Annotated in this window: 10 protein-coding genes and 3 pseudogenes; 6 read left to right on the top strand and 7 right to left on the bottom strand. The window is 62.5% G+C overall.

The annotated features are described in order from the left end of the window. Window positions 1-249: 249 nt before the first annotated feature. A pseudogene (locus CNE_RS42390) lies at window positions 250-366 on the bottom strand (potassium transporter Trk); the annotation flags it as partial. An 852-nt stretch (window positions 367-1,218) separates the two neighbouring features. On the opposite strand from CNE_RS42390, the gene CNE_RS31835 reads away from it, so the two are divergent. Next, window positions 1,219-2,082 (top strand): hypothetical protein, encoded by an 864-nt coding sequence (locus tag CNE_RS31835; protein ID WP_041229193.1) that lies wholly within the window; start codon window positions 1,219-1,221, stop codon window positions 2,080-2,082. A gap of 464 nt (window positions 2,083-2,546) precedes the next feature. Here the strand turns inward: CNE_RS31835 and CNE_RS31830 are convergent, their stop codons facing one another. Then, window positions 2,547-2,939: a GreA/GreB family elongation factor gene (locus tag CNE_RS31830; protein ID WP_013958843.1), complete on the bottom strand. Its 393-nt coding sequence runs from the start codon at window positions 2,937-2,939 to the stop codon at window positions 2,547-2,549. Between the two features lie 747 nt (window positions 2,940-3,686). Between CNE_RS31830 and CNE_RS41265 the strand changes: the two genes are divergently transcribed. Next, window positions 3,687-4,094: a phasin family protein gene (locus tag CNE_RS41265; protein ID WP_041228998.1), complete on the top strand. Its 408-nt coding sequence runs from the start codon at window positions 3,687-3,689 to the stop codon at window positions 4,092-4,094. A 4-nt stretch (window positions 4,095-4,098) separates the two neighbouring features. Here the strand turns inward: CNE_RS41265 and CNE_RS31820 are convergent, their stop codons facing one another. Genes CNE_RS31820 through CNE_RS31810 form a run of 3 tightly spaced genes read right to left on the bottom strand, consistent with a single transcriptional unit; the run spans window position 4,099 to window position 6,469 of the window. After that, window positions 4,099-4,824: a ferredoxin--NADP reductase gene (locus CNE_RS31820; protein ID WP_013958840.1), complete on the bottom strand. Its 726-nt coding sequence runs from the start codon at window positions 4,822-4,824 to the stop codon at window positions 4,099-4,101. Between the two features lie 49 nt (window positions 4,825-4,873). Beyond that, entirely contained in the window at window positions 4,874-5,692 is an 819-nt protein-coding gene (gene folE2 / locus CNE_RS31815; protein ID WP_013958839.1) for a GTP cyclohydrolase FolE2, read from the bottom strand. Window positions 5,693-5,746: 54 nt separating this feature from the next. Beyond that, the gene (locus CNE_RS31810) at window positions 5,747-6,469 is read right to left on the bottom strand and encodes an RNA polymerase sigma factor (protein WP_013958838.1); all 723 of its coding nucleotides are present in this window, start codon (window positions 6,467-6,469) and stop codon (window positions 5,747-5,749) included. 566 nt (window positions 6,470-7,035) lie between these two features. On the opposite strand from CNE_RS31810, the gene CNE_RS31805 reads away from it, so the two are divergent. After that, entirely contained in the window at window positions 7,036-8,328 is a 1,293-nt protein-coding gene (locus tag CNE_RS31805) for a c-type cytochrome (protein ID WP_013958837.1), read from the top strand. Between the two features lie 612 nt (window positions 8,329-8,940). Beyond that, window positions 8,941-9,840: pseudogene (locus tag CNE_RS31795) on the top strand (tyrosine-type recombinase/integrase); the annotation flags it as partial. An 806-nt stretch (window positions 9,841-10,646) separates the two neighbouring features. Here CNE_RS31795 and CNE_RS31790 read toward each other — a convergent pair. Next, entirely contained in the window at window positions 10,647-10,847 is a 201-nt protein-coding gene (locus tag CNE_RS31790) for a hypothetical protein (protein WP_013958835.1), read from the bottom strand. A gap of 872 nt (window positions 10,848-11,719) precedes the next feature. On the opposite strand from CNE_RS31790, the pseudogene CNE_RS41260 reads away from it, so the two are divergent. Further along, window positions 11,720-11,986 (top strand): annotated as a pseudogene (locus tag CNE_RS41260) (hypothetical protein); the annotation flags it as partial. 60 nt (window positions 11,987-12,046) lie between these two features. Here the strand turns inward: CNE_RS41260 and CNE_RS31785 are convergent. Continuing rightward, a complete protein-coding gene (locus tag CNE_RS31785; RefSeq protein WP_013958833.1) occupies window positions 12,047-12,940 on the bottom strand; it encodes a LysR family transcriptional regulator in 894 nt (297 codons plus the stop codon). Window positions 12,941-13,013: 73 nt separating this feature from the next. Here CNE_RS31785 and pcp point away from each other — a divergent pair, with 73 nt between their 5' ends. Then, complete coding sequence (pcp, locus tag CNE_RS31780) at window positions 13,014-13,661, top strand: pyroglutamyl-peptidase I (RefSeq protein ID WP_013958832.1); 648 nt, start codon at window positions 13,014-13,016, stop codon at window positions 13,659-13,661. The last annotated feature ends 22 nt before the right edge of the window (window positions 13,662-13,683 follow it).

Raw genomic sequence — 13,683 nt, 5'->3', positions numbered from 1 at the left:
CGTATAGAGAGCCGCTCCAGTCAGGGTGAAGGCAGGGATGAGCTTGTACAGCGCTCCGAGTCAGTAGGGATTGTCGTGGCAGGCCGTACGTCGCGCATCCAGCGGTTGCCGGCGAACGCCTTGGCCGCGCTAATGGCATACGAGACGCCAATCGGGGCGCTTGGCGGCCATGCCCTCAGAACCAGTGTGCTGCCCTCGAACCGGGAGGAAGCCGTTAATAACCCGGGATGCATTCGCTGGAGTTATAGAAGCCGCAATGGACTTACCGACAATAATGATGGCCAGCACGCCCAGCACATGTACCGGCAATTTCACCAGGATGGACGGCTCGAACATCCCCACCGATACGAAAAAGAGCACAGAGAAAGGATTAGCAACGAATCGTCTCATACGTCACGACTACACCGCGCAACTGATGCAGCGGCGGGAAAACGATGACCAACCGTGATGGAGCGATCTTGCCTTCTTCATCGCTCCATTTGGCGCAACGGGGCCAGCAACCTGACGCCGATCCGGCCGGCAAGGTGGGCAAACCCCACCAGCATATGGTATAAGTGAAGTCAGTCTCCGCATCCGGGCCGGGCAAGCAGCCCTGCAAGCCGAGCGGCGAAACCGAATATAAGGGGCCACTTAGCCCCACCGGAAGCCAGCCGACATTGGTTCGGCGCACAACAACCGTCCTCCAGCAAACGTAGCGACCGAATGCACTCTGTACAGATCCGCACCGCCAACCGCCAGCATGCCAAGCATGTTGCGGCTGCGCGTGCCTGTGCACAGCAACGCGGCCTCGCCGCCCTGCAAGCCAGGGTCGCGCAACAGTTCCATTTTCCCGCCGTGCTTCTCTTAGCCGTGCGGGGAATCAGGGACTAGCCCACAGTCCGGATCTGATCTCCCCGCACGGCACATTGCCCGGGGGCCGCAAGCATTGATGGCGGCCCACTGTTCAACGTGCAAACGGGAGAGAGCATGCCGACTATCAGCCGCAAGACCTTAGTCATCTACCGCAGGACACTCTGCGCGATGGGGGCGATTGCCGTCCTCTACCTTGCCCTCAATCTCGATTGATCAGACGCCGATACCAATCGGATTAAATCCTGATCCAATGCGCGCCGGCCGGTCGTCCGGCGCGCGGCCCGCTTTGCACCAATCTTTGGCCGGCGCCGGACTCGTCCGTCGCACAACGGCCCTAGCCTGCTTACAAGCGACACCTACATGGCCATGGAGCTCTCTCAGAATTTTGTTAAAGCCAAGCGCCCCTGCGCGGATGGCTACAAATGGTTCCTGCGCAACCGCCACGGTGGCAGCGACTACCAGCGCCTGCTCGATGCACTGGTCCAGGCTGACCGCGTCGGCGATGCGTGCTGGCTGCTCGACCAGTTCGGCCCGACCGACACCATCCTCACGCTGGATGCGCTCGATGCCAAGGCGCTGGTCTTTGCCGGCACCGTGATCGTGCGCGGCGGCATCGATGTCGAGTCAGTGGTCAGGGCCGGGCGCAGCATCCGCGTCGGCGCGGGCATCCGGGCCGGCACGGCCATCGTCGCCGGCGAGGACATCGACAGCGCGGCCACTCTTTACAGCGGCGGCACCATCGAAGCCGGCGGCGACGTCAAGGCCAACTGGGGCATCGAAGCCGAGACAGAAATCGACTGCAAGGGCAGTGTCCGCGCTGGCTGGGATGTCACCGCCGGCGAGCGCATAGCGGTGAGCGGCAACCTGCGAGCCCGGGAGAACATCGTGGCGCAAGGCGCTATCCGCTGCGGTCAGGGCATCAAGGCGGGTGGGAATATCGAGGGCCAGCACGACATCGTCGCCGGTTGCGGCATTGAGGCTGGCGGCGCTATCCGTGCCGGCCAGCACCTGGTGGCGGGCTGGGGCATCAAGGCCAGAGAGACCATCGCCGCCGAAGGCGCCATCAAGGCCGGCGAAGGCGTGCAGACCGAGGAAGACATCCTGACCGGGCCGGGTTACGGCATCTATGCCGGCCTGAACGTGCGCATCGACATCTGGGAAGACAGCGCTCGTATTGTCGCCAGGCAGAAGCCGTCCACGCTGGTGTGCGGAAGCTGGCAGCCGCGCTGAGGCACGGCCGCTGTGGGTCGCATTACTCACTTAACTCTGAAGAATCACAGGAGCAAGTAGTCGTTATGGTAGGTATAGGGTGTGTATTGGCCGCAATGGGCCTCGCTGCACTCGTCGCGGCGATACAGGCAAGGCGAGCGGGCGAGGCGTTCCGGGATGTGCGATTGCTGACTGGCGTGTCGGCGGCCTGTGCTTTGGCAGGCCTGATGCTCGCGATGGACCTGATGGGATGGAACGCGTAGCTGGCGCGCAGTCTGCGGCAAGGATCTCCCTGCCTTCAAAGATTGTGTGCAGCGCTCTGTTCTGGCCCATCCCGGCCGCGGTGGCCCCGAGGGCATCACGGACAGCAATGCCGTCTTTCGTCTTCACGCCCGCACTTGTGCCAACTGCGATCTCCGCCAAGGTCAAGTCCCCGCCTGTGGTGGGGCTTGACCAAAGCGGCGCCACCCTGATCTTTGTAAAGCTCAATGGATGCGTTCGGGCTCCAGGACCTCCTCGACCGTGATTTCAAGAAAGTTCAGGCTCTCAGGTACGGCGACACGGACATGCTGGCCCTCGTGCAAACCAAACAGTGCCATACCCGCCGGCGACAGGATCGACAGCTTGCCCTGGCGATAGTCGGCGTCCTCAGGGTACACAATGCGCCAGAGAAGATGCTCACGATGCTGCGCTTCGATGCATAAAAAGGGGGTATGCAGCGTGATGGCCTTGGCCGGCAGGCTGGTGTGCGTGCAGACGATCGCTTGATCAATTATTTCACGCAGGGACTGCCGCTTGTGCGTTGGCAACGCCTGATCCACCACAAGAGAATTGAGCCGCTCGACGTGGGCCCTTGTAAGGAAAATTGTCTTTCGCATCGCAAACTCCGCGAATCACTGTGAATCCACTCGCCAAGGAACTGTCCCTGGCTCCAGGGGAATGAGTTTCGGCCCGGAGCCCTGCAGACAGTACCAAACGGTGTCAGGCAGAGTGCCGGGCGGCACGGAGCATTTCGGCAGTCGCCGCGCGAAGGAGCAGGAATGTGTGTTTCACGGAAATACGGGCGCGAAAATGAAAATCCTCACAGCCATCATTTAAACAGGGTTCGCATCTCAAGGGAAGCCCATGAGGGCCGGGCGGCTTACAGCGCCAAGACAAGGATACCGGCAGCCGGTTTGCCCTTTTTCCAGGAAATGGATAAGATGATCGAATAGTCAACGGCTCGTTTTTAGTCTTCTGCTGAGGAACCAGGCAATGGATACGGTGGTGCAGTATTTCTGCCAATTCGGATTATCAGGCATGAAGCGACAGCCGGTATCGCAGATAGTAGCCTTGCCGTCACAAATTGGCGCTGCAATGAAGGTCTCGCGCTCCTACAGCACGAGGCAGTCGCGATATGGAGCGACTCTCGCCTGCCTCTAATTGTTCCGGAGCTTGCTGGGCACGCGATTAAAGCGCCCAACAAGCGCTCCGGACTCCCCCCACCTTGCATTTCTTTTTCCGTATTGGTCATCCAATCAATGGGGTCACCCTGTTGAATTTCGATTGACCATTGGCTTGCGGTCAAAGATGACTGTTGCTTCCATGCAGCGGGCACATGTGCGAGGAGCGTTCATGCATTTTCCTTGACCATCGGGCAGCAAGCCGGCGGAATCCGCTTTCGCCATGGCGGGATCGCACGCGGCCCCATCCCCATCAGCACGCAGAAAAAAATGGCGTGCGCTTACAGGAGTGTGATCGTGAATTCTCTAGCCATACACCATATTTCCATAACCCAGCGGACGAACCTTGAAGTCTTGCGAGGCATGGCGGACATGGTAGGTCTCATGGACCAAGCTTTTGCTCACTTTGAGAAGCTGCTCGAATGGAATCTTCAGCTGGTCCCCTTCTCGCTGCAAGGATCCAGTGAGTGCACGAAACGGATGTTCGCAATGGGCAGGCCTCAGGATCTCCTGGCAATGCAGATCGCTCTGATGCAGTTGGCAAGCGGGCAAGCCTTCTCATGCCAGCCCGCCTTGTCGATTCGATCGTGATTCGCTAGTAGCCAAAAAATTCTTCACTGCGAATCGCATCGTCATTGACGCCAAGATCACTCAGGACATTGCGCATCGATTCCACCATGCCCGGTGGCCCGGCCACATAGTAGACCGGCGCGGCATATTCGCTGCAGGCCCTTCTGACCATGTTTTCGTCAATCTGGCCAGTGCTACCGTCCCAGGGCGACGCGGATTTCACTACCTGCGTCATTGTCGCAATCAAGTGGAAATACTTGTATCTCTGTTCAAGCTGCGTGAGCTCGGCGAGAAATGCGGCATCTTCAGGTCGGCGATTGGCGTAAAGCAGCAGAATGCGTTGCGGCAACTGCTCGCGCGCCGCCTGCCGCAGCATGCTGACAAAGGGCGTGACACCAATGCCACCCGCAATGAGGACCGCAGGCCGTGCGCGATCGCCATGCAGGGTCAGGGACCCGAACGGCCCTTCCAGCCTGACGATGGCGGCCACTGACAAGGACTTGAGCACCCGTTTGAACGGGCTGTCGCGCATTCGCGTCGCAATGACCAGCTCGTCCTGAAACGGTGCACTGACAAGGGAGAACGTGTGTCGCGCAGCGTAATGCGCCGAGGCCGGCGCAGGATCGGGAAGGACGAGGTCGACGGCCTGGCCGGGCTTGAAATGGAAACCGGCTGGCTTTTCAAAATGGAATGCGAAGGTGCCGTCCGCGACTTGTTCGCATCCTTTCAGCCTTGATTCGTAGGTGCTCATCATATGCTCCCGAGAATGGATTGCCTGGTCCGGCTGCTTGCGCCTTCCCCTACCGCCTGCCCGGCAAGACCTGATCTGGTTGCGCGATGCGTGCGAAGGCCGAGTGATTGTGAATCGATTCAAAGTTCTCCGCCTCGACCTGGAATGCCGTCACGCGCGGATCGTCACCCAGGGCAAGCGCGATATCGCGCACCAGGTCTTCGACAAACTTCGGGTTGTCATATGCCCGCTCAGTGACATATTTCTCGTCAGCACGCTTGAGCAGGCCATACACTTCGCAGGAGGCGTTGCGTTCGGCGATGGCAATCAGTTCTTCAACGGCCATCTCCGCCACGAGCCTGACCCCGATGCAGATATGCGAGCGCTGGTTATGCGCGCCGTATGCGGAGATTTCCTTCGAGCATGGACACAGGCTGGTAGCCGGGACCGTAACGTACATCCAGAATCCATACTGCCCGTCTTCCGCCACGGTACCTTGCCAGCGGACTTCATAGTCGAGCAGGCTCTGCGCGCCCGAGACCGGAGCGGATTTCCTGACGAAGTACGGGAACCGCATCTCAAGTTCCCCGCTATGTGCGTGCAATCGCTGCATCATGGCGAACAGGAATGCCTTGAACCCTGCCTGATCGAGCGCTGCCGTCTGCGCCTCCAGCACCTCGATGAACCGGGACATATGCGTGCCCCTCATGGTGGCCGGCAGCCCTACGGTCATCGACAACGTTGCGATTGCCGGCACGACTCCCTTGCCAGTATGCAAGGTAACCGGGTAACGCACCCCCTTGACGCCGACGGCGTTGATGGCCAGTTTGCGCTGGTCCTCGGTCGCTTGCACGTCCGGAAGGAACGCGGTTCTCTCTGGGGCGTTCATATTCGTCCTTTTCTTGCGCACGGCAGATCCCGTGGCTTGCCGGCGGTATTGGCATCAGTGCTGCCTGATCAGGCCGCGCAGGTTGAGTTCGGTCAGCACATGATTGACCACAGCGTCACAACGTGGTCCGGCAAACGCGAAGGTGGCATGCAAGTATGGCGTTGCCTGCACAGCCAGGTTGGCGCGCAGCATTGTGCGCGCCCGCAGGAAACGCGTCTTGACGACATCATTGCTGACGTCGAGGCAGAATGCAGTTTCCTCGACGCTCATGTCTTCGATCGCGCGCAGAATGAACACGCTGCGGTAGATGGCCGGCAAACGCTCAATCGCGGCTTGCAGGATCTCGCGCATCTGGCCCCGTTCCGCCATGGCATCTGGCGATTCGCTGTCCGCGGTGCGCAATGACATCAAATTCTCCCGCGAAGGTTCGGCCGCCGGTTCTTCACTGTCTTCCATCTGGACGAGGCGCCCTCTCTTGCGTTGCGCGCTCACCGCTATATTGATTGCGATGCGCACCAGCCAGGTACTCAGGGCAGCGTCACCACGAAACGAATCGAGGCTGGTAAAGGCACGCAGATAGGTCTCCTGTACCACGTCCTGAGCCTCGGCATCGTCAGGCACCACACCGCGCGCCGCGCGGAACAACAGACGGTTGTTGCGCCGCATGATGATCTCGAATGCGCTTGCATCTCCTGCTCTGGCGCTCGCGACGAGATCGGCATCCGGGCGTCCGTCGACGGTCGGTGGCGGATGCTGCGCAATCACGTTATTTGGCATTCTGGATACCACTCCTTTTTTTTAGCTTCTGGCAATTAGACGCGCTTCGCCCCGCAAAGGTGACAGACAAGTCGGCCATGACGCCTTGAATCGTGCGCGAGCTGATCCGCCTGGCTTCTGGCCACAGCCTTCGCGCCGGTGGCCGCACCCGGATCGTCTTGCAGGTCCCCTCAATGTTCCTCCTGCCCTGCCAGCGGGCGACAGATCCACCATCACTGCGCAGCCGGCCCGAGCGCGCTCCCGGCGCAGAGCCACGCCATTTCCATGGCAGGTTTCATCATAGGCAATGTGTCCCGCGAGTTTGCAGGCAATGAATGCCCGGCGGCCTGTCACCGTTCGGCGGGTTGGTGCGTCTAATGGGCAGAAGCAGCAGAACGGATGGATCCCCATGTCAGAACGCCTCCCGAAGCGCAAGGCCCCCGGGCCGATCGACCCACCGCCGGAACGGGCGCCGATTGTGCTCACGCGCCGCCCCACGTCATCTGTTGCCAGCATCGGCACTCACCCGGCGCTGTCGCACCGCGGCTCAATCGCAGCGGATTTCTTCACAAGAAGGGAGACTGATCATGAAGCAGGTTCCGCACGTACATCCACCCGCGACCCGGGCACTCGGCAGCCAGCAGCCACGTTCAATGATTGCATGTCGGCGTTTGCTGACCACAATGGCGACAGGCGCCGCCGTGGCGGCTGCCGCGGCTTGCGGCGGCTCCTCGGGCGAGACTGCGGCGGTCAGCGAGGATGCCACGGCTAAGCAGGCAGCGCTGGTCGAGCAGGGCAAGCAGATTTTCCGGTTCGAGACATTTGGCGATGAAGCGCATTGGACCGATACCCTGAAGATGCACGAGGTCATCGCCACGGCGGTCGACCCCGTGACCGCCCTGTCGGTCGGCCTGAAAGTGGATGCCGAAGCCTTGCCCGCGGCGGTCGTGGAAGGCATCCGGAATGGCACTGTCGACCTGAAGAGCCCGGCCACCACCGTGGCTCTGCTGAAACTGAACGCGGTCGTCGGGGTCAGGGGCACCGTCGAAACCATAAACGGGGTAGACAAGCTGGTCCGGGTCGGGATCACCTGCGCGCTATGCCATTCCACGGTCGACAACTCGTTCGCACCCGGCATTGGCAAGCGCCTGGATGGATGGGCCAATCGCGATCTCAACCCGGGCGCCATCATTGCGTTGTCGCCGGCGATGGACGCCGCCATGAAGAAGGTCCTCAATGCGTGGGGCGCCGGCAAGTTTGATCCCCGGCACAATATCGACGGGCTTAGCAAGCCGGTTGTGATCCCGCCCGCCTACGGTCTGGCCGGTATTCATCGCATCACCGTGACCGGCGATGGCGACGACATCGCCTACTGGAACCGGTATGTCGCCGTGGCAGAAATGGGCGGTCTTGGCACCGTTACCGAACCACGGCTGAACCTGTCCATCACGCATGGCACCGAGGACCTTGTCACCAGCAAGCTCCCTGCCCTGCAGGCCTACCAGCTATCCCTGAAGGCCCCGGCGGCACCGGCCGGCAGTTTCGACGAGTTGGCGGCGCAGCGGGGAAAGCTTGTCTTCGAAGGCGCAGGGAGATGTGCCACTTGTCATAGCGGCGCGACCTTCACGGACGCCAATTCGCGCCTGCATCCGCCTGCCGAATCGATGGCCGAACCCGAATCGCCAAGCTATGCATCCCGCTCCGCGACCAAGCAGTATCGGACCTCGCCCCTGAGCGGAGTGTGGCAACACGCGCCCTACTTCCACGACGGCTCGGCTGCGACGCTGGCGGATGTGGTACAGACCTACAACACGAAGCAGGCGCTCGGCCTGACCAGCCAGGAGATCGCCGATCTGGCCGAGTACCTGAAATCCTTGTAGCGTCGCTTGAGCCATGGTCGTACAAATCGCGGTTGCGCTGAGTGAATGCTTTCCCTGCAAAGACTCAACGCAACAGTCGATCCCTTTGCGGCCTGGCCCTGTGCGCGTGGCATGACCTCAGATTGGACCGAGAATCGGCTGGCACCCGAAAACTGCTGAATTGGCTGCCAGCCGGTGCCGAGGGGCTGCAATCGCGTGCCAGGGTTCCGCTAGTGAGCCAGTTCCGACCGGATCATCGACAGGTCAAAGACACTATCAGTGGATGCACGCCTCTCCGCTGACCGGCCTGCTGGACGCCGTTATCGAATGGGAAATCGAGTCGGCCGTGAGCGCGTTGACGACCTGGCTCGATGCCATCGATCGGGGTGCCCTCCCCTCCGCGCGTGGCCATCCCCAGCACAGCATTTGTCTGTGCGAAACCGAGGACGCTGTCGCTGGTTCGATGGCTGCCATTGAGCCCAGCGAATGGCGGGCGGTCGGTACCGTGACACCGTGCGCTTGGCCCACCTCCATGGCGCCCGTCAGCCGGGCCCATGGGGGCCAGGAACAAATTTATGCAAAAAGCGGGAACAAATTTAAGGGTCTTCCGCAATTTGTGTGACGACGGCGGGGCAACCGGCCTGGCGCTTGGTGATGGCGTCGCGCAAGAAGCTCGCACGCGGCGCGCCGGACTGGCGGCCGTTCGCCGGCCCGCTCTCCCCGGCCAGCGCGCGGCATGCGATGGTGATCCTCAATACGCTGTTCGCCTGGCTGGTGGACGCCGGCTACCTCGCCGGCAATCCGCTCTCCCTGGCACGCAGCCGGCGCGGCCAGTCCAAGCCCAGGGTCACGCGCTACCTGAGCCACGCCATGTGGCAGGTGGTCAAGGACACCATCGAGGCGATGCCGGGCGCGAACGACACCGCCACCGAGCGCGAGCGGCTGCACGCGGCGCGTTGCCGCTGGCTGCTCACCGTGCTGTACCTCGGCGGCCTGCGCGCGGCCGAGGTGGCCGAGACCCGGATGGGGGCCTTTCTTTGCCGGCGCGACCGGGAGGGCGTCGAGCGCTGGTGGCTGGAGGTGACCGGCAAGGGCAGCAAGACGCGGCTGGTGCCGGCCACCGATGAGCTGATGGTGGAACTGGCGCGCTATCGCCGCGCCCACGGTCTGCCGCCCGCCCCGCACCCCGGCGAGGAGCGCCCGATCCTGCTACCGATCATCGGCAAGGAAAAGCCCTTGTCGCGCGGCGCCCTGCACCTGGTGCTCAAGGAGATCTTCGCGCTGGCGGCCGCGCGCCTGCGCGCGCGCGGCCCCGAGTGGGAAAGCCGGGCCGAGGTGCTGGCCAGTGCCTCGGCGCACTGGCTGCGCCACACGGCGGGGTCGCATATGACCGACCAGCAGGTCGACCTGCGGTTCGTGAGGGACAATTTCGGGCACGCGTCCATCTCGACCACCAGCGCCTACCTGCATACGGAAGACGATGTGCGGCACCGCGCCACGCAGGAGCGGCACCGGATCGGGTGGAAACGTTAGGGCTCGCTGCCCCTACCTGCCGACTTTCTTTTTATGACAATGACTTGATCTTATTGCGTCGCAGGAGGCCCGGTCGACGAACCGAAGTAAATAGACGGACTGGATTGCCGGCACGAATTGGTTGGACTGTCTCGCCTGCCGCGGCGCGTTTCGCGACGGGACCACGCACCGACGCGGCCGACCTAAGGGGCGCGCGATGAATACGAAGCTCAGCACGTGCGACCGCACCATCCACGCCGCGAGCCTCGCGCTCGCAAAGCATCTGCGAGGAGACGGCAGCGCCCACTTCCGGGGTTGGTTGATCACCGACGTCAGCCGGATTCGACAAGCGTTCCGATAAGCCGTCACAACTCGGCATGCTCTGGCCCGTGCGCGTCACACACGAGGAAATCGCCAATGGCTGTTTCGGATGTTTGGCCGCCCAACTGTATGTTGGGCCGGCTCAAGCACGGTGGGATTGGGCAGGAGTCGCTCAGTCATTTCCGGCTAGCGGCCACGGACCCGGGCGAAGCGGCGGGAGGTTGGCGGCGAGGCCGAGGGCGGTACAACACCTGAGGCCCGAGATGTGCTGTGGGAGGCGCTGGAGGAAGGCCAGCATGTCACCGTTCACCCGATAGAACACCAGGAAAGGGAAGCGGTCGAGGGACCAGGCGCGCAGAGAGTCACCCGGCAGGAAGTGAGCATAACGGCGGGAGCCAACGCTGGGATGCTCGGCTAGGAAGGCCAGCGCGCTCAGGTGTCCCTGCGCTCATGCAGGACACGCAGCACGTCCGGATGCGAACGCGGCCCAAGAGAAGCGCCACGATTCAGCGCTTGCCGTTTTGCAGGCGCGCGCGGAATTCGACAGCGAAGTCGGCCACACTCTCGTAGTCCGTGCCCGGGCCGCTGTTGAGCCCTTCCACAATGAGCTCGTACAGGCGGCGCTCAGCCTCGTTCTGCGGACCGACAGCATCGGCATCGCGCGGCATCAGGTACTTCTGCGAGCTGGGCGGAGTGAGGTGGGCCATGGCAAGGATTGTAGCAAGGAAACCGACATCCTACTCGTCGGCTCCGATGCCGCGCCAGGCCTCGGTGAGGCCTTCACCGATGAGTTCCATCGTGGCAAGCCTGATTGCGCATTGAGCCACGGCCGTTCGCGCCGCCTTCCGCTGAAGCTCTCTCGATTGACCGCCTGTGGCCCCAAAAACGCACTTTGGGGCTTCTGCCCCCAGAAACCCTTCCTGCGGTTGTAGCATGGCGTGGAAAGGCGCGTCCGCTAAGGCGCAGCAGTCAATAGGGGTACGACTTCGCCTCGGACCTATTGTGTTTGGCAATGCCCTGGGCGGGAGTCTTGCAGACCGCTCGAGCAGCTCGAATAGTACGCAGGAAGATGTGCTGGGGCAGAGGATTGCCGTCGCCCATCTGGAACGATCCGGCTCCTAGCGGAGCGATGGGCTTGAGCACGCTGTATGGGGCGGCGCTGTCAACGAGCTATCTGGACCGTGGAGCAAACCCGCACGAAGCAAGATACGGTTCCGTTGGACTCAGGTGCCAGCACCCCCGACAAATATTCAAGTTCGTGAAAGGACACGTTTTCCTGACACCCGGCCAGCGCGGCTTAGTTCTGCTGTGACAGCGGACGGATAGGACGACGTTCGCTACGTGAGATGGGGGTCGCTGCGGTCCACCATCCTATTTGCACAGAGAGCGCGATGCGCGGCGCGAAACCACGCAGGAGCGTCAGCGAATGGGTGAGCGTCCCGCTCACGCTGTGAAAGCCCTTCCGGCCGACCCTCACGCCACGTCGCTCACCTGCCAGGTGACCTGTGCCGCCAAACCCCGTTTAAGGTTGGGGCAGGAATCCTGGCGATTAATTGCATTTTGATCTGCGGGCGACTACGGGCACGACACCGCCAAGCACGCGCCCGCCAGCGGCCTCGTCGACATCATTGCCTTCGGCCGCCCGTTCATCGCCAATCCCGACCTGCCCGTCCGGCTGCGCAGCGGCCTGCCGTTGAATGCGCCCGATGCCACGTCCTTCCTCGGCGGAGATGTCGGAGGCTACACCGACTATCCGGCCACGGCGCGAATGCAGGCCGGCTTGCGGATAACTGTCATGCCGAGGCCGTACGGCCCCGGCGCATCAATTCCTGTGCTGCCGCGCTGACGGTGGCACGCAGCCACTCCAGCGCCCCGTTGCCGTTGGCGCGACGGCCGCACACCATGTCTACGCTGAAACGATGATCACCCAGTTCTGGCGGCAGCGGGTAGAGCACAACCTGTTTGGCAGCGGGTAGAGCACAACCTGTTTGCCGGCCAGCCTGACGGCGACCCGCTCGGCCAGCGTGGCGACCAGGTCCGTGCCCGCCACGGCTTGGGGCAGCGCAACGATATGCGCGAAAGTGGCCGCTACCCTGCGCCTCAAACCCAGGCCAGCCAAGGTGACATCGACCACGCCCCGGCTCGAGCTGTCGTCGCTCGGCACAAACAACGCATGAGGCAGTTCAATATAGGCCCGCAGGTCCAGGGAGCCGCCAGGTAACCCGGGGTGTCGCCGGTCGGCGATGCAGATGAGCCGCTCGTCGTACAGCGGCGTGACCAGCATCCGCTTGGGCGGCGCAAGATGGCCGCCTATCGCGATATCCACAGTGCCGTCATCCAGCTGCTGCCAGATGGCGGCTCGGTCAAGCCGGGCCACTCGCAGGTCGATCTGGGGAGCCTCGTGCCGCAGCCGCGCTACGATGAACGGCACGAGCACGATGTCCGTGTAGTCGCTCGCGGCGATGGTGAAGCGCTGCGCCGCGGCGTTGGCGGGATCGAATTTGACGCCCTGCTCCAGAGCCAGCCGGATCTGGGCCAGCGCCTGGCGGATCGCCGGAATCAAGGCGTCAGCGCGTTGCGTGGGCAACATGCCTGCCGCCGTGCGTACGAACAGTTCATCCTGGAACAGTGCGCGCAGCCGGTTCAGCGCGTTGCTGACCGACGGTTGCGCCCGGTGCAGGCGCTGCCCGGCAAGGGTGACATTGCGGGTCTCATAGAGGGCCTCAAAGGCAACGAGCAGGTTGAGGTCAATGGAAGCGAGATTCATATTGACAATATGGATAATGAATATCCATTTCAAGAATTCTTCTCGAACCCCTATCCTGATTGCTTCCGATCACTTTCACACCCTCGAGTCAGCAGGAGAAGCAGATATGGCCACGGTTCTGGTGACGGGCATCGAGCCCTTTGACGGCGAAACGATCAATCCTTCATGGGAAGCCGCGCGGCGGCTCGATGGCGAGACCATCGACGGCGCCGCGATCGCCGCGCGTCAATTGCCGTGCGTGATCGGCAAGGTCAATGGCGTGTTGCACGACGCAATCGAGGAAACCAGCCCAGACGTCGTCATCTGCCTGGGCCAGGCGGGTGGCCGCAGCGATATCTCGGTTGAACGCGTCGGGATCAACATCGTCGATGCCAGGATCCCGGACAACGACGGCCACCAGCCCGTCGACGAGCCCGTGGTCCCTGGCGGCCCCGCGGCGTACTTCTCCACCTTGCCGATCAAGGCGGTCGTCGCCGCGCTGCGGGCACATGGCATCCCCGCATCGGTATCGCAGACCGCTGGCACCTACAACTGCAATGCGATCCTATATGGGTTGTCGCACTATATCGCGCGGCACCGGCCGGCCATGCGAGGCGGTTTCATCCACGTGCCGTACCTGCCTGAGATGGCGGCCCGCCATCCTGGTGCGCCCAGCCTGGCACTCGATACGCTGGTGGCCGCGGTCCGTGTGATCGTCGCAACGTCGCTGGCCGTGCGCGAGGACGTGCGCGTGAGCGCCGGGGCGTTGCATTGACTAGCCCACCCGGCACCTCGCC

It is taken from the genome of Cupriavidus necator N-1 (assembly GCF_000219215.1).
Lineage (GTDB): Bacteria > Pseudomonadota > Gammaproteobacteria > Burkholderiales > Burkholderiaceae > Cupriavidus > Cupriavidus necator.
Note: the sequence above shows the minus strand (reverse complement) of the source record. Positions and strands in the feature narration are given on the sequence as shown.

What these genes read in the sequence shown, in the direction of transcription:
- CNE_RS31835 (WP_041229193.1), top strand. Translation starts at nt 1,219, where the DNA reads ATGGAGCTCTCTCAGAATTTTGTTAAAGCCAAGCGCCCCTGCGCGGAT.
- CNE_RS31810 (WP_013958838.1), bottom strand. Translation starts at nt 6,469, where the DNA reads ATGCCAAATAACGTGATTGCGCAGCATCCGCCACCGACCGTCGACGGA.
- CNE_RS31830 (WP_013958843.1), bottom strand. Translation starts at nt 2,939, where the DNA reads ATGCGAAAGACAATTTTCCTTACAAGGGCCCACGTCGAGCGGCTCAAT.
- CNE_RS31805 (WP_013958837.1), top strand. Translation starts at nt 7,036, where the DNA reads ATGAAGCAGGTTCCGCACGTACATCCACCCGCGACCCGGGCACTCGGC.
- pcp (WP_013958832.1), top strand. Translation starts at nt 13,014, where the DNA reads ATGGCCACGGTTCTGGTGACGGGCATCGAGCCCTTTGACGGCGAAACG.
- folE2 (WP_013958839.1), bottom strand. Translation starts at nt 5,692, where the DNA reads ATGAACGCCCCAGAGAGAACCGCGTTCCTTCCGGACGTGCAAGCGACC.
- CNE_RS31820 (WP_013958840.1), bottom strand. Translation starts at nt 4,824, where the DNA reads ATGAGCACCTACGAATCAAGGCTGAAAGGATGCGAACAAGTCGCGGAC.
- CNE_RS31790 (WP_013958835.1), bottom strand. Translation starts at nt 10,847, where the DNA reads ATGGCCCACCTCACTCCGCCCAGCTCGCAGAAGTACCTGATGCCGCGC.